Source organism: Streptomyces sp. NPDC028308 (assembly GCF_055565855.1).
The window spans coordinates 30,203-51,990 of record NZ_JBVHTO010000021.1 but is presented as its reverse complement, the minus strand read 5'-3'; the positions used below and the strand labels follow the sequence as shown (position 1 = coordinate 51,990).

Here is a 21,788-nt window from a genome sequence, read left to right as displayed (position 1 = left end):
CAGCGAAGGAGCCGTCGTGGACGCGCCAGAGCCGCAGGGCCTCGTCACCGCCGCATCCCCCGGCGTGCGCTCGCTCGACGTGCGGTGGATCCACGGATCGCCGTCGGCGAAGCACGACACGGACCCCGAGATCCAGGTCCACGTGTACGACGAGCACACCGTCGTCCTGCGGCAGAACATGGCCGTCGACTACGAGGCGCCGTTCCTCTTCCTGCTGTTCGGCGAGACCCGTGCCGTGCTGATCGACACCGGGGCGACCGCGTCGCCCGCGTTCTTCCCGCTGCGCCGGGTGGTCGACGGACTCATGGACCGGTGGCTGGCGGCGCACCCCCGGGACGGCTACGGACTGCTCGTGCTGCACACCCACCCGCACGGCGACCACATCGCGGCCGACGGCCAGTTCACCGGCCGCCCGGACACCCGCGTGGTGGACGCGGCCCGCGACAGCGCCTTCGCCTACTTCGGCTTCACCGACGACCCCGACCGGATCGCGCGCGTCGACCTCGGCGGGCGGGTGCTGGAGTGCCTGGCCACCCCCGGCCACCACGAGGCGGCCGTGACGTACTACGACCCCTGGACCGGGTTCCTGCTCACCGGCGACACCGTCTACCCGGGCCGCCTCTACGTGGACGACTGGCCCGCCTTCACCCGCAGCGTCGACCGGCTGATCGCCTTCTGCGCGGAGCGGCCCGTCAGCCACGTCCTCGGCTGCCACATCGAGATGACCCGGCGTCCGGGCGAGGACTACCCGGTGCGCACCACGTACCAGCCCGACGAGCCGCCTCTGCAACTGCCGCCGGAACGGCTGCGCGACATCCGCGCGGCGATCGACGAGATCGGGGACCGGCCCGGACGCCACGCCTTCACCGACTTCGTCGTCTGCCGACTCGACACACCCGACCACGACTAGGACGCGGACATGGAACCCACGACACGGAACCTGCTCGTCGTCGGCGCGATCCTCGCGGCGGCCGTACTGGCGGTGGCCGTCGCCCTGCTGGTCCGGCTCGTGCGGGCCCGCCGCGATCTGCGCCGCGCCGGGCTCCCGGCCGGCCCCCGCTGGGTGTTCTGGGGTGCCGTCGCCTATCTCGTGCTCCCCACCGACCTGGTGCCCGACCCCGTCTACCTGGACGACATCGGCGTCCTGCTGCTGGCCCTCAGGTCGCTGCGCTCCGCCGTGCCGTCGAGGGAACCGCGCGGTACCGGCCGGGCGTTGTCGGAGTAGCGGCCCGAGGGGTGCGGCCAGGGACGGCGGGCCGCCCGCTCGGCAGGCCGCTGCGGAGGACCGACACCCGACGGGCGGCGCGATGAGCGAGCTTGTTCCCGGGGGCAACGTGCCCCTGCCGTCCGGCACCCTGACGCTCCGGGTGCCGGGCCCCTTCGACGTCAGCGCGCTCATCACGGACGACGGCGGGAAGGTCCGGGGCGACGGCGACTTCGTCTTCTACAACCAGCACGGCGCGCCCGGGGTCCGGCTGACGGGCGAGGGCCTGACCGTGGACCCCGCGGGGCTGCGGCCCGGCGCCTCCCGTGTCTGCCTGGTCGTCGGCGCCGCCGACCCGGACACACCCCTGGGCCGGCTGCCCGTGCCCGTACTGCATGTGAGCGGGCCGGGCGGGCGTGCCCTCGTCCGCTTCGCGCCGCCACGCCCCGACAGCGAGAGCGTCCTGCTGATCGCCGAGATCTACCGGCGCGGCACCGGATGGAAACTGCGCGCGCTGGGACAGGGCTACGCCGACGGACTCGCGGGCGTGGCCCGGGACTTCGGCATCGAGGTCATCGACGAGACTCCCGCCGAGCCGGCCCGCCGGGCACCGGAGGCTCCCCGCCCCGCGCCCCTCGGGACGACCCCCGCCATGCCTGCGCCGCCTCGCCCGGCACCCGGGGTCGTCCCGCCCCGGCCCGCCGGCCGGCCGCCCGGTGGAGACCCCCGCGTCCACCAGGGCCCCGACGAGTTCCTCGCGCGCGTGAACGCCGCACGCGCCGCCGCCGGGGCCCCGCCCGTGTTCACCGAGGCGCGGCTGACGGCCGCGGCACAAGCGCACGCCGCCGCGATGGCCGCCACCGGACGCCTCGGCGCCGAGACCCTGGACGGCGTCTCCGTCCACCAGCGCCTCACGGCGACCGGATACGCGTACCTGACCGTCGGCGAGCACCTGGTGTCGGGCCCGCGCACCCCGGCCGAGTTCGTGGAGTACTGCCTCTCGACGGAGCGGTCCCGACTCACCCTGTGCGCACCGGCGTTCGGCCAGGTCGGGGTGGGCCACGCCGCCGCGCCGCGCTCCGGTGACCTGTTCTGGACGGCGCTGTGGGCCTGCCCCTTCTCCCCCGCCGGACTGGCGCGGACGGCGGCGGAGGTCCTCGCGCTGACCAACGCCGAGCGGACGTCGGCCGGTCTGCGCCCGCTGGCCGCGGACGCCCGGCTGACCGAGGCCGCGCAGGCGCACAGCACCGACATGGCCGTCCGCGGCTTCTACTCCCACACCTCGCCGGAGGGCCGGGAGCCCTGGGACCGGGCGGCCGCCGCGGGCTCCGGCCACCGCTCCGTCGGGGAGAACATCGCCTGCGGTCAGCGCTTCCCCACCGAGGTCGTCCAGGGCTGGATGAACAGCCCGGGCCACCGCGCCAACATCCTGAAACCGGCCTTCACTCATCTCGGCGTCGGTTTCGCGGGCGGCGGCCCGGCGGGCACGTACTGGACGCAGCTCTTCGGCGGCTGACGCGGCGTCAGTCCGACTCGGCGGCCGTGAGGGACCGCAGCCAGCGGGCGGTTTGACGCGGGGTGGTGAAGCGCTCGACCCGGAGCGGAGCGAACCGCGCGTCCTCCGCGCGGCGGCCGATCTCCGCGCGCCGCGCCCCGTGCCGGGACCAGGCCCACCAGGCGGGGTGGTCGGCGCGGAACCAGTCCGCCAGGGTCTCCCTGTTGCCGCCGAAGAGCCGCTCGCGCGTCAGCGTCCTGCGCAGCGAGCGGCGCAGGACGCGCGGCATGACCACGCCTCGCCCGTAGTCCAGCCAGAGCACCGTGTCGGCGCGCTCCCACAGCAGGTCGCGGACCTCCGGATAGCCGAACGAGTCGAAGATCCAGCCCGGGGACCCGGCGATGCGGCCGACGTCCTCGGCGAACGTCTCGTTCACCGCCCAGCCGGGCCCCGCGAAGTACAGCACGTCCATCTCGTGGTACGGCAGGCCGAGTTGTGCCGACAGGGCGCGCGCCAGGGTGGACTTCCCGGCTCCGCTGATGCCGGCCACGAGGATGCGCTTCATGCCGGGAGCATACGTCCGGCCCGTTCACCCCCCGTCGACGCGTCCCAGCAGTCCGCTGTTGGGGCGCCGGTGCGGCGGCTGCTCCGGTGCCGGGCGCTGCCGGGTCTTCGGTATGTCGCGCTGCCGCGCCTTGTCCGCGTCGACGGTGAGCGGTTCGCCGTAGTGGTGGACGGTCAGCGGTTCGCCGGACAGCAGGGTGTACGTCGCGGCGGCCGGTTTGACCTCCACGCGCAGGCGGCGGCCGAGTATCTCCACGTGGAAGGCCAGGCGGCTGATCCGCTCGGGCAGCCGGGGCGCGAACTCGATCCGCTCGCCCTGGTGCCGCATCCCGCCGAAGCCCGCGACGAGCGCCATCCACGCCCCGGCGAGGGAGGCGATGTGGAGCCCGTCGCGGGTGTTGTGCTCCAGGTCCTCCAGATCCATCAGCGCCGCCTCCATCAGGTAGTCGTAGGCGAGGTGCGGATGGCCGGTCTCGGCGGCGATGACGGCCTGGCAGCACGCCGACAGGGAGGAGTCGCGGACGGTGAGGGGTTCGTAGTAGGCGAAGTTGCGGGCCTTGTGCTCCTCGTCGAAGAACGGGCTGCACTTGTACATCGCGAGCACCAGGTCCGCCTGTTTGACGACCTGCTTGCGGTAGATGTCGAAGTACGGGAAGTTCAGCATCAGCGGATACTGCTCCGGGCCCGTGGACGCGAAGTCCCAGCGCTGGTAGCGGGTGAAGCCGGAGTGCTGCTCGTGGACGCCCAGTTCGTGGTTGTACGGGATGTGCATGGCCTCGGCGGCGTCGCGCCAGGCGGCGCTCTCCTCGTCGTCCACACCGAGGGCCGCGGCCCGCCGGGGATGGCGCTCGACGACCTCGGCGGCGGCGAGCAGGTTCGTACGGGCCATCAGGTTGGTGTACGTGTTGTCGTCCGCGACCGCGCTGTACTCGTCCGGTCCCGTGACGCCGTCGATGTGGAAGTTCCCCTGGTGGTCGTGGTGGCCGAGCGAGCGCCACAGCCGGGCCGTCTCCACCAGCAGCTCGACGCCGGTGTCGCGTTCGAAGGCCCGGTCACCGGTGACGGCGACGTAGCGCACCACGGCGTCGGCGATGTCGGCGTTCACATGGAACGCGGCGGTGCCGGCGGGCCAGTACGCCGACCCCTCCGATCCCGCGATGGTCCGCCACGGGAACGCCGCGCCCTTCAGCCCGAGGAGGGCCGCCCGTTCGCGGGCGGCCGACAGGGTGTTCTGGCGCCAGCGCAGGGCCTCGGCGACGGCATTCGGCGAGGTGTACATGAGCAGGGGCAGTACGAAGGTCTCGGTGTCCCAGAAGGCGTGCCCGTCGTAACCGGAGCCGGTGAGCCCCTTCGCCGGGATGGCCCGCTGCTCGGCGCGGGCACCGGCCTGCAGCACGTGGAAGAGGGCGAAGCGGACCGCCTGCTGGACCTCCTCGTCACCGTCCACCTCGACGTCGGCGCGGGCCCAGAAGTCGTCCAGGTAGGCGCGCTGTTCGTCGACGAGGCCCTGCCAGCCCGACCTCGTGGCCGCCGCCAGCGCCGCGTCCACCTGGTCGCTCACGGCGGGCAGCGACCGCGTGCTCGACCAGCCGTACGAGACGAACTTCTCGACCCTCAGCTTCTGCCCGGGGGCGAGGACGGAGGTGACGGTGAGGCGGGCGACGTCGTCGGTGCTCTCGCTGTCCGTGGTCGTCGGTTCCGGTCCGTCGACGGCGTGGTCGGCGGCGGCGCCGACACGCAGGCCGCTGCGCCGGGTGCGGTGCACCAGACGCAGCCGCCGGTCCTTCGCGAAGTGCTCCTCCGGTTCCAGCGGCGAGTCCAGCGCGACCGCGGCCCGGGGGTCTCCGTTGTGGCCCGGGAGTTGCTCGTTGGCGACGAGCTCCGACTGGACGACGATACGGCTCTCGCTGCCGACGGCCTCGACCTCGTAGGCCACGGCGGCGATCGACCGCTGGGTGAAGGAGACCAGCCGCGTCGACCGCACCCGCACGGTCGACCCGGCAGGCGACGTCCACTCGCAGGTCCGGGTGAGCAGACCGGTGCGCAGGTCGAGGACCCGCTCGTGCGAACGCAGCCGGCCGTACCGCAGATCGAAGGGCTCGTCGTCGACCAGCAGCCGGATGATCTTCCCGTTGGTGACGTTGATGACGGTCTGCCCGGACTCCGGGTAGCCGTATCCCGCCTCCGCGTACGGCAGCGGGTGGGTCTCGTGGACGCCGTTCAGGTAGGACCCCGGCAGGCCGTGCGGCTCCCCCTCGTCGAGGTTGCCGCGCCAGCCGACGTGCCCGTTGGACAGCGCGAACACCGACTCGCTCTGCGGGAGCACGTCGAGGTGCAGGATGTGCTCCCGCACCGCCCACGGCTCGACGGCGTACGACGTGTGGGTGATCAACGCTGCTCCCTCAGTTCGGCCAGGTCCGACACGACGACGTCCGCGCCGTGCTCGCGCAGGGCGTCCGCCTGGCCGACGCGGTCCACGCCCACGACGTACCCGAAGTGCCCGGAACGGCCGGCGTCCATGCCGGCCAGCGCGTCCTCGAACACGGCGGCCGCCGACGCCTCGACGCCGAGATCGCGGGCGGCTGCCAGGAACGTGTCCGGCCGCGGCTTGCCGGGCAGTTTCCGCTCCGCGGCGACCACGCCGTCGATCCGGACGTCGAAGAGGCACTCCGCGCCGATCGACCTGAGGACGTCCCGGCAGTTGGCGCTGGAGGAGACCACGGCGGTGAGCAGTCCCTCGGCGCGGGCCGCCTGGATGTAGCGCAGGGTGGTGTCGTAGGCCTCGACGCCGTCGGTGCGGATCAGGTCCAGCAGCAGTTCGTTCTTGCGGTTGCCGAGTCCGTGCACCGTCTCCTCGTCCGGCGGGTCGTCGGGGCCGCCCTCGGGCAGTTCGACGCCGCGCGAGGCGAGGAAGGAGCGGACGCCGTCGGCACGGGGCATTCCGTCCACGTACCGGTCGTAGTCGTCGTCCGAGAAGGGACGGAAGCCGTCGCCGTCGCGCCGGCGCAGGAAGTCGTCGAAGGTCCGCTTCCACGCGGCTGCGTGCACGACGGCGGTCTTGGTGATGACCCCGTCGAGATCGAAGAGACAGGCCTGGATTTCTTTCGGAAGACCGAGCTGCGTCATGGTGAGAACCTTCCCAGGGCGGTGCCCTCCCAGCGGGTGGCGGGCGCCACACGCCGATCGCGTACGTCAGCCGCGCGGCGCCCGGTGCGATGGTGCTGTCCGGCTGCGGGCATCGTCGGTTCATACTCCTTCCACGATCTCGGAAAGCGTCTGCCCGAGATGGGGAGCGTCATCCCCGCCAGTCCTGCCGGCAGCGGCTCTCGGGATTCCGCCCGGCCGCCCGACCACCGAAGGGGAAACGCGTCCATGACCTTCGACGACCTCCTGAAGCGAGCGGCAGCGCTCGTGCGACCCGGCCGCCGCGCCCTGCTCGGCATCGCGGGCAGTCCCGGCGCGGGCAAGACGACGCTGGCGGAACGCCTCGTCGCGGCACTCAACGGGGACGTCGCGCCCTGGGCCGCGCACGTCCCCATGGACGGCTTCCACCTGGCGGACGCCGAGTTGGACCGGCTCGGCCGCCGCGACCGCAAGGGCGCCCCCGACACCTTCGACGCGGCGGGCTACGCGGCGCTGCTGCGCCGGCTGCGCGAAGACGAGGACGACGTCGTCTACGCGCCGGGTTTCGAACGCACCCTGGAGCAGCCTCTCGCGGGCGCCGTCCCGGTCCCCCGCAGCGCGCGCCTGGTCGTCACGGAGGGCAACTACCTCCTCGTACCGGACGGCGACTGGGCGCGGGTGCGGCCGCAACTGGACGAGGTCTGGTTCTGCGAGCTCGACGAGGAGGAGCGCGTACGCCGCCTCGTCGCCCGCCACGAACGCTTCGGCAAGGACCACGACACGGCGGTCGCCTGGGTCCACGGCACGGACGAGCACAACGCCCGACTGGTGGCCACGACCCGCGAGCACGCCGACCTGGTGGTGCCGGGGACACTCGTCCCGCGTGACTGAGCGCGGGACGCCGGCCTCGGTTCCCGCCAGACGAGAGAACCCGGTGGCCCGGAGAACGGGCACGCCCGGCGGGGCCGTGCACACCGCCCGGCGGGGACGTCAGTGGCCGCTGATCGCGTGCGGCGTGTAGGGCTCCTCCAGCTGTTCGGCCTCCGTGTCGCTCAGTTCGAGGCTCAGGGCGGCGACCGCGTCGTCAAGGTGCCGGGCCTTGGTGGCGCCCACGATGGGAGCGGTCACGGAGTCCTGCCGCAGCAGCCAGGCGAGGGCGACCTGCGCCCGGGGCACACCGCGTTCGGCGGCGATCCGGCCGACGGTGTCGACGATGACGCGGTCACCCTCCTGGTACAGCTTCTTGCCGTACTCGTCGGTGCGGCTGCGCTCGCTGTCGGTGGCCCACTCGCGGGTCAGCCGGCCGCGGGCGAGCGGGCTCCAGGGCAGGACGGCGACGCCCTGGTCCGCGCAGAGCGGCAGCATCTCGCGCTCCTCCTCGCGGTAGAGGAGGTTGTAGTGGTTCTGCATGGAGGCGAACCGCGTCCACCCGTTCAGCCGGGCGGTGTACTGCGCCTTGGAGAACTGCCACGCGTACATCGAACTCGCCCCGATGTAGCGGGCCTTGCCCGCCTTGACCACGTCGTGCAGGGCCTCCATCGTCTCCTCGACGGGCGTGGCCGGGTCCCAGCGGTGGATCTGGTAGAGGTCGACGTAGTCGGTGCCCAGACGGCGCAGGCTGTTGTCGATCTCGGTCATGATCGCCTTGCGGGACAGGCCGCGGCCGTTGGGCCCCTGGTGCATGGCGCCGTTGACCTTGGTCGCGATGACGACCTCCTCGCGGCGCGCCAGGTCCGCGAGCACTCGTCCGACGATCTCCTCGCTGGTGCCGTCGGAGTAGACGTTCGCCGTGTCGAAGAAGTTGATCCCGGCGTCCAGGGCCTGCCGGATCAGCGGGCGGGACGCCTCCTCGTCGAGGGTCCACTCGTGCGTGCCGCGGTCCGGGACGCCGAAACTCATGCATCCCACGCAGATCCGGGACACGTCCAGGCCCGTCGAACCGAGCTTCACGTACTGCATGTTCACTCCTGCCGTCACGGAGGCGGGGCGCACCTCACCCCAGGCCGACGGTACACAGGAGAGATCCCACCGGCACGCCCCGAACCGCAGGCAGGCCCCGTTCCCGTGAACTCCGGCGCTCGACAGGGCCGAAGGCGCTCGGCGTCCGGCGGACCCTCGGAAGGGCGGGTCCACCGGCCGCCGGGACGCCGGATCAGCTGTAGGTGATGTCGGACGCCGTGTACTTGCAGTAGGTGCCGTCGGGACCGCTGCCGGTCTCGGTGGGCTCGGCTCCGGTGTTGTTGCCCGTGTACCGGATGCACGGCTTGATCTTCTTGCTGCTGTCGCCGTGGATGCGGATCTTCGACAGGGTCGCCGTGTCACCGTAGTTGGTGTTGATGCCGACGACGGACTTGCCCGGCGCGGTCACGTCCACGTCGCTGACCACGATCGTGCGCTTGTACTGCGTGGAGCAGTTGCCGCAGGAGCGGACCAGCTTGCCGAAGTTCGAGACCTGGAACCCGGTCACGGTCAGCTTGCCGGCGCCGTTGAACTGGAACACCTTGTCCGACGCGGACTTGGCGCCCCCGCCGGTCACGGTGTACGTGGCCGAGGACGACTTGCCCTTGAAGGTGGCGGCGTCCTCGCCGACGTCCTCCCACCAGACGTTCTGCAGCGTGCAGGTGCCGGCGCAGTGGATGCCGTCGGCCGCCGGGGCGCCGATGACGACGTTCTTGAGGACCGCTCCGTCCGCCAGGTTGAACAGCGGGTCCTGGCCCTCGTCCTGGCCGCCGTCGCCGAGGTCACCGCTGCCGTAGAAGCGCTGCAGGCCGCCGTCGTATGTGCCGGAGACCGCCTTCGTCGCGGTGACGGGCACGCTCCTCGTCGGGGTCGGCCAGGCCGCCGCCGCGTCTGCCGTGCCGGCCATGCCGCTCACGAGGAAGGTGCTGCCGGTCAGCCCGAGGGCGGCCAGTGTGCCGAGAAGGGCGCGGCGCCGAGTGGGGCGACGCCGGCTGTGCGGGCGTGCTGATGAGGTCATGTCCCGATTCCTTCTGCGTGGGGGATTCAGTGCCATGAACCGCATACGGCATGTTGAACGTTGGATGCGTGCGAGCGTGAAGCACAGGCGCCGAGAGGTGCTCCGAGGCCGAACTACCCCTGTTCGCCGGGGTACAGCGGCCGAGTGCCGTACGCGGGGTGACTCCTGCGGGTCACGTCGCTGAACGGGAAGGTAGGGGGAAAGCGCTTTCTAGTCAACGAGTCGCGCAGAACGCATCCGGCCAACTCGCGCGGTGCGGACAGGCGTTGGGAGCCCTTGGGGTTACCCCGCGGCGGGCGTGGTCCGGGCCTCCAGGTCGTGGCGGGTGTCGTCGCCGTAGACGCCGGTCTCGTCGCCGCGAATGCCGTACCAGAGCTGGAAGCGGGCCACGGCCGCGGTGAGGACGGCATCGTAGGTGCCGTCGGTCGACCCGCCCACGTACACGTCCGGAAGACGCAGCAGGCGCTTCTGCAGCTCCACCACCGCCGGGCCGCTGTCCCCCTCCCGGAGGGTGCCCGCGCCGTCCGGGTCGGCCTCTCCCGGCGGCACTCCGTCGGCGGCCTCCACCGGAGCACCCGCGGGCGTGGTCGGCCGGTCCGCTCGGGCGGCGTCGTCACCGGGCAGGAGCATGGCCACGGTGAACCCGAGCACCGCCGCCGCGACGACCGCGGTGCCGATGGCGGCGCGGCGCAGGACCGGACCGTCCACGGGCCGCCGCATGCGTCGGCGCCTCGCGGCCCTCTCCACGGCCCGCCGGCCCGCCGCTCCCTCGGCTCCCTCGGCTCCCTCGGCTCCCTCCGTGGCCCTGCCGACCGCCCGCTTGCCGGTACCGCGACCTGCCGTCAGCCGTCTCACGGACGAGCCCACGGCCTCTGCCTCAGCCCCCTGTCCCGCCGCCGCCCGCCGACGAGGGCTTCGCCTTCTGCCTGCCGCGCTCCCCGCCGTGCCGGCCGCGCCTTCCGGGGTGACGTCACCCTCGGCGGCAGTGCGTCCAGTGGTTGGGCGTCGGGCGTCGGCGCGGCTGGTGGCCGGATCCGCGCCGCCCGAAGCGGGTTGCCTGCCCATCCGGGGCGGAGGTAGTTCCCGCTTCACGGCGTCCGGGGTGGGCGACGCCGGGGGCGCTGAGGGCCTGGCGTTGAACTCGTACTTCTCGTCGGGTGTGGGGGTGAGGTCGGAGGTGGGGGTGGGGTCGGGGGCGGGGTCGGCCATGCCACGTGCGTCAGGGGTGGGACCCAGGTGGGGAGGGTGCGCGGGGGCCGCGTCGCCATGCGGACCGGCTGAGGTCGGCGGGTACTTCGGGGCGGGCGCATAAGCGGGGTTGCCCACGAGGTCCGGAGCAGGCGCGTGCTCCGGGGGCGACGGATAACCGGAGTCGAGCGAAGCGTCCTCGGCGGGCGGGCTCGCGGGGGTCGGCGGGTACTCCGGAACGGGCGCGTACTCCGCGGCGGAGGGTGCGTGCTGCGGGGCCGGTGGGTAGCCGGAGTCCGGCACGAGGTCCGGACCGGGCAAGTGTTCAGGGCCCGGCGGGCGCGCGGCCGGGGGCGGGTACTGCGGGTGCGGGTACTGCGGGTGCGGGTACTGCGGGTGCGGCGGGTCGAAGGCGGACGCGGGATCGGGGTCCGGTGCGGGGCGGTGACCCAGGTATGGCGGCTCGGAGCCGGGGCCGGAGCCGGAGCCGGAGCCGGAGGCCGAGGCTGGACGTGACGCAGGTCCGTCGTCCGAATGCGGCGGGTCGGAGGCCGACGCAGGATCAGGCACGGGCCCGTCGTCCGAGTACGGCGGCTCGAAGACGAGCGCGGGATCGGGCACAGGCCCGTCGTCCAAGGACCGCGACCCGGAGGCGGGCGAGGAACCGAACCGAGACCCCTCATCCGAGTGCAGCACGTCGCCCGAGTGCAGCGCGTCGAAGGCGGGCGCGGGATCGCGCACAGGCCCGTCGTCCGAGTACAGCGGGTCAAAGGCAAGGGCGGCGCGATCCGGCACACGCCCGTCATCCAAGTACTGCGGGTCAAAGGCCGAGGCGGCGGGATCGGACACACGCCCGTCATCCGGGTACAGCCGCTCGAAGTCCGACGCAGGATCAAGCACAGGCTCGTCGTCCGAGTACGGCGGCTCGAAGACGGACGCGGGATCGCGCACAGGCCCGTCGTCCAAGGACCGCGACACGAAGGCGGGCGAAGAACCGAACCCAGGCCCCTCATCCGAGTGCAGCGCGTCGAAGGCGGGCGCGGGATCGGGCACAGGCCCGTCGTTTAAGTACGGCGAGGCAAAGGCGGGCGCGGGATCCGGCGCAGGCCCGTCATCTCGGGCAGGCCCGACGTCTCCTGCGGGCCCGTCGTCCGAGGGCGTCGGGCGGCGGGCGGCCTCCTTCTCCCGTACCTGTCTCAGCAGGTCCGCCAGAGAATCCGACGTACGCCCGCGCTCGACATGCGTGGGCTCGATCGCCGGGTGCTCCGGCCGCGGGCCGGGCTCGGGCGGTGTCGACACACTGCTCTCCTTCCACGGACGCGGTCTCCCGGCATCCCCGAGCAGTGATACGTGGCGGGCGGGCGCCGGGTTCACCGCGGGCGCCACCGACCACACCGCTCTTCAATCGATCGATACGCTCACTTCGGCTGGAGTTATTGAGCGTTTGAACAATTCCGTGCTAGAAAACGCGCTCATGACGACTCGATGGTCACGCCGTGGTTTCCTCGCCGCGAGCGGCGGCACCGCACTCGCTCTGGGCAGCACCGTCGGCGCCGCCGGTGCCGCCGGTGCCGCCGTCCCGTCCGCCACCGACACGACCGAGGCCGCGGACGAGTTCGCGACCCTGCGCGCGACCTGGCGCACCCTCCTTCTCGGCGAGGGGTTCTCCCCCACCGCCGAGCCCTTCAAGAGCAGGCTCTCCGAACTCGGCACCACCGCCGCGCAGTTGCGTTCCTCGATGGCGCCCGCCACCGGCTCCCTGTGGCCCGACCTGGTGTACGCGGACCCCGAACCCGACACCGACCAGGAGTCGTACGGCTACTCGGGGAACCTCAACGCCAGTTACACCAGACTGAGCACGCTCGCCCAGGCCTACTGCCAGCAGGGCACGGGCCTGACCGGCGACACGGGGCTGAGGGACGCCGTCCTCACGGGCCTCGACCATCTCTACTCCGAGGCCTACAACGAGAACCGGACCCGCTACGGGAACTGGTACAGCTGGCAGATCGGCGCCCCGCAGGCGCTGCTGGACGTCTGCGTGCTGATGTACGACCAGTTGCCGGCGGCGCGGATCGCCGCCTATCTGAGGGCGGTCGACCACTTCGTGCCCGACTCGGCCGTGGCGACGTACACCGGTACGAGCACGGGTGCCAACCGGGTCGACCTCTGCCGCGTGCTGGCGCTGCGGGGCGTCGTGGGCGCCGAGGCGGCCAAGATCGCCCTGGCCCGGGACGCGCTCTCGCCGGTCTTCCCGTACGTGACGAGCGGCGACGGACTCTACAAGGACGGTTCGTTCGTCCAGCACACCTCCGTCCCGTACACAGGCTCCTACGGGTCGGTCATGCTCGGCGGACTCGGCATGCTCTTCAGCCTGCTCGCCGGTTCCACCTGGGAAGTCACCGATCCCGGCCGGCAGATCGTCTTCGACGCGGTGGAGAACGCGTGGGCGCCCTTCCTCCACAACGGGCTCGTCATGGACGGCGTGTCCGGGCGGGCGATCAGCCGGGGCCTGTCCGCGTCCGACGCCAAGCAGATCCAGCAGGACGACCACGTGCGCGGGCACGCGATCCTCGCCTCGATCGTGCTCCTCGGGCAGGGCGCGGACAGCACCCGGAACGCGCGATGGCGGGGCCTGGTGAAGGGCTGGATGCAACGTGACTACTACAGCCCGCCGCTCGATGATCCCGCGCTCGGGCTCACCGGCCTGGCCCGGCTCAAGGGCGTCGCGGACGACACCTCGGTGTCCGCGATCGCCGAGCCGACGGGGCACCGGCTGTTCACCGACATGGCCCGCGCCACGCACCGCCGCCCCGGCTGGACCGCGTCCATCAGCATGGCCGACCGCCGGATCACGCACTACGAGACGGGCAACGGCGAGAACCTGCGCGGCTGGCACACCGGTTCCGGAATGCTCTACTGGTGGGGCGACACCTTCGGCAACGGGCAGTACAGCGACGCCTTCTGGCCCACCGTCGACCCCTATCGGCTGCCCGGCGTCACGGCTTCGCGCAAGGTGCTCGCGGACGCCGCGGGCGGCGACTGGGGAGCGTCCCGGCCGGACGTGAACTGGGTCGGCGGCGCCACCGACGGCCAACGGGCAGCCGTCGGACAGTACTTGAAGGGCCTCGGCAGCACCCTGATGGCGAAGAAGTCGTGGTTCTGCCTGGACGACGCGATCGTCTGCCTCGGCGCGGGCATCAAGTGCACCGACGGGACGGCCGTGGAGTCGACGGTGGACAACCGCAACCTCGGCCCCACCGGCGGCGCGCCCTTCCAGGCCGACGGCGTCACCAAGCCGTCCGGCTACCCCTGGTCGGAGACGCTCACCGGCGTCCGGTGGGCGCACCTCGGCGGCCACGGCGGCTATGTCTTCCCCGGCGGAGCGACCGTCAAGGCGCTGCGCGAGGGTCGGGACGGCAGGTGGAGCGACATCAACAAGGGCGGCTCCACCACGGTCCTGAACCGCAAGTACCTCACCATGTACGTCGACCACGGTACGAACCCGACCGGCGGCTCGTACGCCCACCTGCTCATGCCGGGCGCCACCGCGGCCCAGACCCAGGCGCGTGCCGCCGCGGTCAACTGGCTGACTCTGCTGGCCAATTCGGACGACCAGCAGGGGGTCGGCGTGCCGTCGCTCGGCTTCACCGGGGTCAACTTCTGGTTCGGCGGCACAGTGGGACCTCTCACCGCGAGCGCCCCGTGCTCCGTGATGATCAGCGAGAGGAGCGACGGGACGGCGGTCGTCTGCGTCAGCGATCCGATGCGCGCGCAGACCGGTCTCACCCTCACCTGGAACCGGGCGGTCTCCGCGGTGACGTCCAAGCCGTCCACCGTCACCTCGGCGACCACCGGCTCCGCCCTGCGGCTCACCTTCGGCGACCTGGGCGCCACGGCCGGCGTCACGCAGCGGATCACCGTCAAGCTCGCCTGACCGACGGTCCCCCGAAGGAGCGCCCGGCGCCGCCCCGGCCGGGTCGGGTTCCGGGGCGGTCGTGCGGGTCTCCAGGCGCCCCCTCCGACGCCTGGAGACCCGCGGTCCACAGGTCGTGCACGCCGATCCCGGCCAGGCCGGAGCGCACAGTGCGCCGCGGCCCCGGTGCGATCGGCGTGTACGACGGCACGGCGAGCACCCGGCAGCCCGCGGCCTCGGCGGCGGCCACCCCGGCCGGGCTGTCCTCGACGGCGAGACAGGCCGCGGGGTCGACACCGAGCGCCCGGGCCGCCGCGAGATAGGGATCGGCGGCGGGCTTGGTCCGGGGTGTCTCACCGGCCGCCACCGTCGTCCGGAATCGCTCCGCGCCCAGCACCTTGAGCACGCTGTCCACCACGGGACGCGGGGACGCCGACACCAGGGCCGCCGGGATTCCCAAGTCCGCCAGCAGGTCCAGTAGTTCGGCCGCACCTGGCAAAGGGGTCGCCTGCGCCCGCACCGCGGTCAGGAAGGCCGCGTCGAGTTCCGCGGCGAGCGTGTGCGTGTCGTGCCCCGTCACCCGGTGCAGATGGGAGGCGGTGTCCTGGACCGCGCGGCCCAGGACGTGGGGCAGGTCGTCGTCCCCGAGTTCGTGACCGAGGCGGGCGGCGCTCTCGCGTACCGTCCGCAGCCACAGCGACTCGGTGTCGACCAGCGTCCCGTCCATGTCGACGAGCACCGCGTGCGGGGCGGCCGCGAAGGGTCGCCCGTCGAGCGTCCAGTGCCGGTCCGCGAGCCGCCCCACGGACGCGAACACCTGGGCGGCGACGTCGGTATGACGCACCGTCGGCGGCGGCGCGGAGATACCGGGGCCGGCTGCGGCGAGCCAGGCGGTGCGCTCCTCGGGCGAACGGCCGCCGTGGCCACCCGCGTCGACGTGCCCGTGGTCGGTGACGACGAGGAAGGTCCACCGCTCGGCGTCGTACGACGGGCGGGAGCGCACCGCCGCCAGCAGCCGGCCGAGCCGTTCGTCGGCGCGCAGCACGGAGGTCTCATACGCCTCCCCGCAGCCGAGGAAGTGGGCGGTCTCGTCGGGTGCGCCGAGGTAGACGAACGAGGCCTCCACGTCGTCACCGGCGAGGACCCGCGCCGCCTCCTCGGTGATCCGCTCGTCGCACTCCTCCCAGGCCTCCGGGGTGTCGGCCGCGGGGGCGACGTACGCGGTCCTGGAGGGGGCGCGGAAGAGCGGGCCGCCGTCGCGCGCCTGCATCAGCGGCCGCCAGCCGGCCGCGACGAACGTACGGCGGCCGTCCTGTTCGGTGAGGCGGGTCGCGAAGTCCGGGAAGACGTCGAGCCGGTGGCCGCTGAAGTCGTTGCTCCACACGCCGTGCTTCGCGGCGCTCACACCGGTCACGACGGTCGCCCAGCACGGGCCCGACATGGTCGGCGTGCGGTCGTCCACCTCGACGGGCGCGAGGAAACCGGCGGCCGCGAGCGTGTCGAGGTGCGGGGTGCGCAGGCGGCGCAGCACGTCGAGGCGGACGCCGTCGATGCCGACGACGAGGACGCGGTGGACGGCGGCGGGCATGAAGGGGTCCTTTCGGTACGGCGGTCGCGGGGAGTACGGGGCCGGGCTCGGGCAGGTGTTCAGGCCGAGCGGCTCAGGTCGTCCGGGCCGACCGCGTGGGCGAACGGGAGCCCCTGGGCGTAGCGCCGGACCTCGTCGACGGCCCAATCGGCCATCCGTCCAAGCTCGTTGCCCAGGGAGCCCGCGATGTGCGGGGTGAGCAGCACGTTGGGCAGTGTGTACAGCAGCGAGCCGGCGGGCGGCACCTCGGGTTCGGTGACGTCGAGCACCGCGTGGATGCGGCCGGTGAGCAGGTGCTCGGTGAGCGCGTCGGTGTCGACGAGGGAACCGCGGGCGGTGTTGACGAGGGTGGCGCCGTCCCGCAGGAGCGCGATGCGGCGGGCGTCGAACATGTGCCGTGTCTCGGGCAGTTCGGGGGCGTGGATGGACACGACGTGGCTGCGCCGGACGAGCGTGTCGAGGTCGACGGGTTCCACGCCCAGTGCCCGGGCCTGTGCGGGGTCCAGGTACGGGTCGTGCAGCAGGACGTCGAGGTCGAGGGGGCGGAGCAGTTCGACTAGGCGGCGTCCGATGCGGGAGGCGCCGACGACACCGACCGTGCGCCGGTAGTTGCCGTGTCCGGTGAAGTGGGGCAGCAGCGCGGGCTGTGCGCGTACGTCGGCGTAGGTGCGGGCCATGTCGAGGACCCGCTTGTTGGCGAACAGGATGGCGGCGAGGGTGAATTCGGCGACGGGCAGGGCGTTCGCCGCCGCCGCGGAGGAGACGGTGATGCCCCGCTTCCAGACGGCTTCGGTGACATGGTGCTTGACGGAGCCCGCGGCGTGGACGACGGCACGCAGCCGCGGCATGCGGCCCAGCGCCTCCTCGGTCAGCAGGGGCGCTCCCCAGTGGGTGAACAGGACCTCCAGCTGTGCCAGTTCGCTGTCGTCGACGGTGCCGAAGTCGGTGATGTGGGCGGCGGGGTCGACCTCTGCGACGGTGCGCAGCCGGTCGAGCGCGCCCTCCGCCCGCAGGGAGCCGTGGACCTCGCGGCCCATGGCGAGAGCGGTGCGCGGCCGTCGTTCCCGGGTCGCCGGCTCGGGGCCGGTCAGGAGGGTCTCTTCCGGTACGAGCATGGTCACTTCACCGCGCCGGCGGTCAGGCCCGAGCGCCAGAAGCGCTGGAGGCAGACGAAAGCGACGATCAGCGGGACGACGGCGACGAGGGAGCCGGTGATGACGAGCGAGTAGTACTCGGGCTGCTGCTGCGTGACGCTGTTCCACATGAACAGGCCGAGGTTGACGGGGTAGAGCTTCTCGTCGTTCAGCATGACGAGGGCACCGAAGAAGTTGTTCCAGCTGGCGGTGAACGAGAACAGGAAGATGGTCATGAAGCCGGGCGCGAGCATCGGCAGCGCGATGCCGCCGAAGGTGCGCAGTTCACCGGCGCCGTCGACGCGCGCGGCCTCCAGCACCTCGCCGGGTACGTACCCCTCGGAGAACACCCGGGCGAGGTACACCCCGAACGGGTTGACCAGGGCGGGCAGCAGCAGCGCCCAGTAGGTGTTGACGACTCCGGCCTTGGTGGCGAGGAGGTACATCGGCAGCTGGATCACGGTGGTGGGGACCAGGACCCCGCCGAGGACCAGGCCGAACAGCTTCTCCTTGCCCTTGAAGTCGTACTTGTCGAAGGCGTAGCCGGTGGCGATGCACAGGAACGTGGAGGCGGCCGAACCGACCACGGAGTACAGGATGCTGTTGCCGAACCAGCGGAGGTAGATGCCGTCGTTGAAGGTGAAGACGCGGTGCAGATTGCCGAACAGGTTGAACTCTCCGAGGGAGAACCCTGAGGTGCCGAACAGGTCGCGGTTGTTCTTGGTGGCGGCGAAGAGCAGCCAGCTCACCGGCATGAGTGTGTAGAACGCCGCGACGACGAGGACGCCGTTCACGACTCCTTTGGAGAGCAGGGCGTGGGGCGAGGTGCGGCGGCGGGCGGCCGGGGCGGCCTCGGGGCCGGTCTGCGCGCGGGGGGCGCCCGTGGTTCGGATGAGGGTGCTCATGACGCCGCCTTCCACCGGTTGCCGAGCCGGGTGACGATGTAGGAGAGGACGACGCCCAGCAGGGCGAGGATCAGGGACGCGGCGGCGGCCAGCCCGTAGTCGTGCTGCACGAAGCCCGCCTTCCAGATGAACAGGGTGGGCGACCATTCAGTGTCGATGGAGGGCGCTCCGCGCTGGTTGAGGAGCTTGGGCTCGGTGAAGATCTGGATGGCGCCGACGCAGGTGAACAGAACGGTCATGACGACCGCGGAAGCGATCATAGGGACCTTGATGCGCAGTGCCGTCCGGACGGCGCCCGCTCCGTCCACGACGGCCGCCTCGATCACTTCGCGCGGAACGGCCTGGAGCGCGGCGTAGAAGATGACCATGTTGTAGCCGATCCACTGCCAGGCGCACAGGTTGACCATGGACGACAGCACGTGGTCATTGCTGTAGAAGTTCCAGGAGCCGCCGAGCGCGCCGATCCACTCCAGTACCGGGCTCAGTCCGGGGGTGTACAGGTAGATCCAGATGATCGAGGCGATCAGCCCGGGGATGGCGTGCGGCAGGAACAGCGCGAGCTGGAAGAACCGTTTGGCCCGTGCCAGCGCCGAGTCGACCAGCAGGGCGAGGAGCAGCGACCCGCCGATCATCACCGGGATGTACAGGGCGCAGTAGAGCCCGATGTGCGCGAAGGAGTCCCGGAAGCCGGCGTCGGACAGTGCCCGGGTGTAGTTGCCGAATCCGGAGAACACCCGCTCGGTGCCGCCGAAGCCGAGTCCGGAGGAGTGTTCCTGGAACAGGCTCATCCACACGGCGTAGCCGATGGGCGCGACCATGACGGCACCGAACAGCACGAAGAACGGTGTGATGAACAGGGCCGCGGCCCGGCGCTGGGTGCGCCGCAGCCGTACGGAGCCCAGCGGCTTCACCGCACCCGGCGGTCTGGTCTTCGGTGGGCTCACGGGCTGGAGGACGGGTGCTGCCACAGTGGGACTCCTTGGCGGGCTGGGCGCTACGGGGAGACGGCGGAGGAAAGGGGGATCCGGCCGCGGCCGGTGTCCGGGTGCCTGCCGGACACCGGGGACGACGGCCGGATCCGCCGGGTCACTCGGCGAGCTTCAGCCCGCGCTCCTCGATGCCCGATTCGGCCTTCCGCTGGCCCGCCTCCACGCCGGAGGTGAAGCCGGACTTCGCCGCCGCGTCCTGCACCGCGGTGTACACGTCCATCTGGTTGGGGCCCCAGGTCCAGCCGTGGACGATGGTGTCGACCTGCTCGGAGGCCAGCTTGTAGAGGTCCTGGCCGTTCAGGTACGAGGTGTCGAACTTGGCGGCGGCGACGGTGCGCAGCGCCGGGTTCGCGGGCAGCGCGCTGCTCGGCGACTCGAGGTCGGCGAGGCGCGCCTCGACGCCCGCCTTGCTCGTGGTGAGCCACTCGATGAACTCGGTGGCCGCCTCGGCGTGCTTGCTGCCCTTGAGGACGCCGTAGGAGGTGCCGCCGTAGTTGCCGGTGGCGGCGGTGCCCCAGTTGGGCAGTGGCGCGACGGCCCACTTGCCCTTGAGGTCGGGCATGGCGGTCTTCATGCCGCCGGCGGACCAGGAGGCGCCGAGGAAGGAGAGCGTCTTGCCGGTGGCGCGAGCCTTGGTCTCCTCGGGGCTGTAGCCGGTGAAGGACTGCACGAGGTCCTTCTCGGCGAGGCCGTCCCAGTAGGCGGCGACCTTCTTGGTGGCGGCGTCGTCGACGCCGGGCTTCCAGGCGTCGCCCTCGGTGGCGAACCACTTGCCGCCGGCCTGCCAGGACAGGGCGGCCAGCAGGGCCGGGTCCGACTTGGGCATCGAGGCCAGCCGGACGTTCTTGTCCTTCTTCTTCACCTTCGCGGCGGCGGCCTCGAACTGGTCCCAGGTGGCGGGGACTTCGATGCCGTACTTCTTGAACAGGTCGGTGCGGTAGTAGTAGAGCTGCGGCGCGACGTCGTAGGGGACGGTCCAGGTCTTCCCGCCGAAGGTCACGAGGCTCTGGAGCGACTCGGGGAACTTCGTCTTGACCGTTTCTCCGGCGTACTCGGTCAGATCGATCAGATTGCCCTGGCTCGCGAACTCCGGAACCATCTGGTACTCGATGGTCGCCACGTCGGGCGCGTTGCCCGCCTTCACCGCGTTGGAGAGCTTGCTGTAGCCCTCCGTCGAGCTGGGTATCTCGGTGAACCTGACCTTGATGTCCTTGTGCGTCCGGTTGAACGCCTCGACGGTCGACTTGGCTCCGAGCGTCCAGGTCCAGTAGTCGATGGTGACCGGCTTGCCGTCCGACGCGGCGTCGGTCGAGCCGTCGCCGCCGCAGGCGGTGGCGAGCAGGCCCAGAGCGGCGACGGCGGCGGTGGCGGCAAGGCGGGTGCGGAACGAACGTGAAGTGCGCGGCATGGCACGGCTCCTACGAGACCTCGTACGGGAAGAGGCGGATGCAGGACATCTTTTGCGCGCACACGATCAGAGTCAAGAGCGTTCGACCACAACAATCAAAACGATCGCACAACGCTCATCAAGCGGAGGTGCCACCACCGCAGGATGCGCGCACCCTCAACTCCGGGAGCAGTTCGATGTGTTGACGCGGCCCGGGCCCGCGCCCTGCACGACGTTCGGCGAGCCGCTGGAGCAGCAGCCCCGCCGCCAGCTCCCCCACCGCGCGCGTGGGCGGGGCGACGGCGGTGAGCGGGACGTCCGCGAGGGCGGCCACCTCGTCGTCGTACGCGATCAGCGCGAGGTCGCCGGGCACGCTGATGCCGGCCGCCTGCAGTTTCGGCACCAGCACGATGGCGTCCTCGTCGCTGTGGATCAGCGCCGCGGTGACGCCGCGTTTGCGGACCGCCTCGGTGAGGTAGTCGAGGGTGGCCTCGTAGTCGCCGTGTTCACGTGTCGCGGGGGCACCGGTGTCGCCCTCCAGACCCAGCGACCGCACCGCCGCCAGATAGCCCGCGGAGATCTGATCGGCGTGCGGGCCCTCCTGGAGCACGGCGGTGACCCGGCGGTGGCCCAGCGCGGCGAAATGACCGACGGCGACGGCGGCACCGTGGGCGCGGTCCGTGCGCACCCGGTCCAGATCCGCCGCGGGGTTGCCGGCCGGCGCCGAACGCTCCACCAGGACCGTCGGCACCTCGCAGTCGAGCAGCCACTTCTCCTGACCGCCGACGGGCACTCCCCCGAACCAGCTCGGGGCGACGAGCAGCGCCTCCGCACCGCCCGCGACCAGGTGTTCCGCCTGCACGGGGTCCTCGGAGTCGACGTAGCCGGTCATGCCGAGGACCAGCCGCCCGCCGTGCGCGGCGACGACCTCGCGAACCCCTCGGACGATGTCCGCGAAGATGTGCTTGGTGGTCGGCACGATCATGCCGATCACGGCGCCCTCGGCGGACTCCCGGCGGGGCTGGGGCTCGGCGGCCGCGTCGCCCGGCCAGACCACCGCTCCGTGCAGCCGGTGCACCCGGCCCTGCGCGGCGAGCGCCTCCACGTCACGCCGCAAGGTCACCGCGGACACCCCGAGTTCGGCCGCGAGGTCGGCGACCCGCAGGCTGCCGCGCTCCCGGACGAGTTCGAGCACTCGCTCATGGCGCTGGTCGACGTGCAGTCGCATGGGCTCCCCCTGGAGCAAGGCCGGACGGACGAACGAGGAGACGCGAGGCGTGATCCCGTGTGCTCACTGTACGCCCACACGTCGTATCGATCGT

Annotated in this window: 16 protein-coding genes and 1 pseudogene; 5 read left to right on the top strand and 12 right to left on the bottom strand. The window is 72.0% G+C overall.

The annotated features are described in order from the left end of the window. The first annotated feature begins 16 nt into the window (after nt 1-16). The 3 genes from ACZ4VA_RS37630 (at nt 17) to ACZ4VA_RS37620 (ending at nt 2,720) form a co-directional block, all read left to right on the top strand. Nucleotides 17-910 (top strand): MBL fold metallo-hydrolase, encoded by an 894-nt coding sequence (locus ACZ4VA_RS37630; protein WP_356173913.1) that lies wholly within the window; start codon nt 17-19, stop codon nt 908-910. Between the two features lie 9 nt (nt 911-919). After that, nucleotides 920-1,225: a YkvA family protein gene (locus tag ACZ4VA_RS37625; protein ID WP_356239725.1), complete on the top strand. Its 306-nt coding sequence runs from the start codon at nt 920-922 to the stop codon at nt 1,223-1,225. Between the two features lie 82 nt (nt 1,226-1,307). Next, nucleotides 1,308-2,720, top strand: coding sequence for a CAP domain-containing protein (locus ACZ4VA_RS37620; protein WP_468084409.1), 1,413 nt, complete (start codon nt 1,308-1,310; stop codon nt 2,718-2,720). Nucleotides 2,721-2,727: 7 nt separating this feature from the next. On the opposite strand, the gene ACZ4VA_RS37615 is transcribed toward ACZ4VA_RS37620, so the two are convergent. Genes ACZ4VA_RS37615 through ACZ4VA_RS37605 form a run of 3 tightly spaced genes read right to left on the bottom strand, consistent with a single transcriptional unit; the run spans nt 2,728 to nt 6,389 of the window. Further along, complete coding sequence (locus ACZ4VA_RS37615) at nt 2,728-3,264, bottom strand: P-loop NTPase family protein (RefSeq protein ID WP_355791192.1); 537 nt, start codon at nt 3,262-3,264, stop codon at nt 2,728-2,730. Between the two features lie 24 nt (nt 3,265-3,288). Beyond that, on the bottom strand, nt 3,289-5,655 hold the full coding sequence (locus ACZ4VA_RS37610; protein WP_355791195.1) for a glycoside hydrolase family 65 protein: 2,367 nt from the start codon (nt 5,653-5,655) through the stop codon (nt 3,289-3,291). After that, nucleotides 5,652-6,389 (bottom strand): beta-phosphoglucomutase family hydrolase, encoded by a 738-nt coding sequence (locus ACZ4VA_RS37605; RefSeq protein WP_355791198.1) that lies wholly within the window; start codon nt 6,387-6,389, stop codon nt 5,652-5,654. The genes ACZ4VA_RS37610 and ACZ4VA_RS37605 overlap by 4 nt, the downstream gene beginning before the upstream one ends. Before the next feature lie 243 nt (nt 6,390-6,632). On the opposite strand from ACZ4VA_RS37605, the pseudogene ACZ4VA_RS37600 reads away from it, so the two are divergent. Beyond that, nucleotides 6,633-7,277 (top strand): annotated as a pseudogene (locus ACZ4VA_RS37600) (nucleoside/nucleotide kinase family protein); the annotation flags it as partial. Nucleotides 7,278-7,376: 99 nt separating this feature from the next. Here the strand turns inward: ACZ4VA_RS37600 and ACZ4VA_RS37595 are convergent. The 3 genes from ACZ4VA_RS37595 to ACZ4VA_RS37585 form a co-directional block, all read right to left on the bottom strand. After that, the gene (locus tag ACZ4VA_RS37595; protein WP_356173898.1) at nt 7,377-8,345 is read right to left on the bottom strand and encodes an aldo/keto reductase; all 969 of its coding nucleotides are present in this window, start codon (nt 8,343-8,345) and stop codon (nt 7,377-7,379) included. Between the two features lie 193 nt (nt 8,346-8,538). Then, a complete protein-coding gene (locus ACZ4VA_RS37590; RefSeq protein WP_355793230.1) occupies nt 8,539-9,363 on the bottom strand; it encodes a pectate lyase in 825 nt (274 codons plus the stop codon). Between the two features lie 282 nt (nt 9,364-9,645). After that, nucleotides 9,646-10,083, bottom strand: a complete 438-nt coding sequence (locus ACZ4VA_RS37585) for a peptidoglycan-binding domain-containing protein (protein WP_356173895.1) — start codon at nt 10,081-10,083, stop codon at nt 9,646-9,648. A gap of 1,942 nt (nt 10,084-12,025) precedes the next feature. On the opposite strand from ACZ4VA_RS37585, the gene ACZ4VA_RS37580 reads away from it, so the two are divergent. Further along, on the top strand, nt 12,026-14,485 hold the full coding sequence (locus tag ACZ4VA_RS37580) for a polysaccharide lyase 8 family protein (protein WP_468084405.1): 2,460 nt from the start codon (nt 12,026-12,028) through the stop codon (nt 14,483-14,485). Here ACZ4VA_RS37580 and ACZ4VA_RS37575 read toward each other — a convergent pair. The 6 genes from ACZ4VA_RS37575 to ACZ4VA_RS37550 all read right to left on the bottom strand — a co-directional run bounded on the left by ACZ4VA_RS37575 (nt 14,472) and on the right by ACZ4VA_RS37550 (nt 21,694). Further along, entirely contained in the window at nt 14,472-16,052 is a 1,581-nt protein-coding gene (locus ACZ4VA_RS37575; protein WP_468084403.1) for an HAD-IA family hydrolase, read from the bottom strand. The genes ACZ4VA_RS37580 and ACZ4VA_RS37575 overlap by 14 nt on opposite strands. A gap of 59 nt (nt 16,053-16,111) precedes the next feature. Beyond that, a complete protein-coding gene (locus ACZ4VA_RS37570; RefSeq protein WP_468084423.1) occupies nt 16,112-17,089 on the bottom strand; it encodes a hydroxyacid dehydrogenase in 978 nt (325 codons plus the stop codon). An 80-nt stretch (nt 17,090-17,169) separates the two neighbouring features. Then, nucleotides 17,170-18,090 carry a carbohydrate ABC transporter permease gene (locus ACZ4VA_RS37565; RefSeq protein ID WP_388907112.1) on the bottom strand — a complete coding sequence of 307 codons (921 nt, stop codon included), beginning with the start codon at nt 18,088-18,090 and terminating at the stop codon, nt 17,170-17,172. Continuing rightward, on the bottom strand, nt 18,087-19,058 hold the full coding sequence (locus ACZ4VA_RS37560) for a carbohydrate ABC transporter permease (protein ID WP_355788908.1): 972 nt from the start codon (nt 19,056-19,058) through the stop codon (nt 18,087-18,089). Before ACZ4VA_RS37560 ends, ACZ4VA_RS37565 begins: the two co-directional genes overlap by 4 nt. Nucleotides 19,059-19,176: 118 nt before the next feature. After that, the gene (locus ACZ4VA_RS37555) at nt 19,177-20,487 is read right to left on the bottom strand and encodes an ABC transporter substrate-binding protein (RefSeq protein WP_468084400.1); all 1,311 of its coding nucleotides are present in this window, start codon (nt 20,485-20,487) and stop codon (nt 19,177-19,179) included. Nucleotides 20,488-20,605: 118 nt separating this feature from the next. After that, complete coding sequence (locus ACZ4VA_RS37550) at nt 20,606-21,694, bottom strand: substrate-binding domain-containing protein (RefSeq protein ID WP_356173883.1); 1,089 nt, start codon at nt 21,692-21,694, stop codon at nt 20,606-20,608. Nucleotides 21,695-21,788 lie beyond the last annotated feature (94 nt).

What these genes read in the sequence shown, in the direction of transcription:
- ACZ4VA_RS37555 (WP_468084400.1), bottom strand. Translation starts at nt 20,487, where the DNA reads ATGCCGCGCACTTCACGTTCGTTCCGCACCCGCCTTGCCGCCACCGCC.
- ACZ4VA_RS37565 (WP_388907112.1), bottom strand. Translation starts at nt 18,090, where the DNA reads ATGAGCACCCTCATCCGAACCACGGGCGCCCCCCGCGCGCAGACCGGC.
- ACZ4VA_RS37580 (WP_468084405.1), top strand. Translation starts at nt 12,026, where the DNA reads ATGACGACTCGATGGTCACGCCGTGGTTTCCTCGCCGCGAGCGGCGGC.
- ACZ4VA_RS37550 (WP_356173883.1), bottom strand. Translation starts at nt 21,694, where the DNA reads ATGCGACTGCACGTCGACCAGCGCCATGAGCGAGTGCTCGAACTCGTC.
- ACZ4VA_RS37615 (WP_355791192.1), bottom strand. Translation starts at nt 3,264, where the DNA reads ATGAAGCGCATCCTCGTGGCCGGCATCAGCGGAGCCGGGAAGTCCACC.
- ACZ4VA_RS37570 (WP_468084423.1), bottom strand. Translation starts at nt 17,089, where the DNA reads ATGGGCCGCGAGGTCCACGGCTCCCTGCGGGCGGAGGGCGCGCTCGAC.
- ACZ4VA_RS37590 (WP_355793230.1), bottom strand. Translation starts at nt 9,363, where the DNA reads ATGACCTCATCAGCACGCCCGCACAGCCGGCGTCGCCCCACTCGGCGC.
- ACZ4VA_RS37620 (WP_468084409.1), top strand. Translation starts at nt 1,308, where the DNA reads ATGAGCGAGCTTGTTCCCGGGGGCAACGTGCCCCTGCCGTCCGGCACC.
- ACZ4VA_RS37605 (WP_355791198.1), bottom strand. Translation starts at nt 6,389, where the DNA reads ATGACGCAGCTCGGTCTTCCGAAAGAAATCCAGGCCTGTCTCTTCGAT.
- ACZ4VA_RS37595 (WP_356173898.1), bottom strand. Translation starts at nt 8,345, where the DNA reads ATGCAGTACGTGAAGCTCGGTTCGACGGGCCTGGACGTGTCCCGGATC.
- ACZ4VA_RS37575 (WP_468084403.1), bottom strand. Translation starts at nt 16,052, where the DNA reads ATGCCCGCCGCCGTCCACCGCGTCCTCGTCGTCGGCATCGACGGCGTC.
- ACZ4VA_RS37585 (WP_356173895.1), bottom strand. Translation starts at nt 10,083, where the DNA reads ATGCGGCGGCCCGTGGACGGTCCGGTCCTGCGCCGCGCCGCCATCGGC.
- ACZ4VA_RS37625 (WP_356239725.1), top strand. Translation starts at nt 920, where the DNA reads ATGGAACCCACGACACGGAACCTGCTCGTCGTCGGCGCGATCCTCGCG.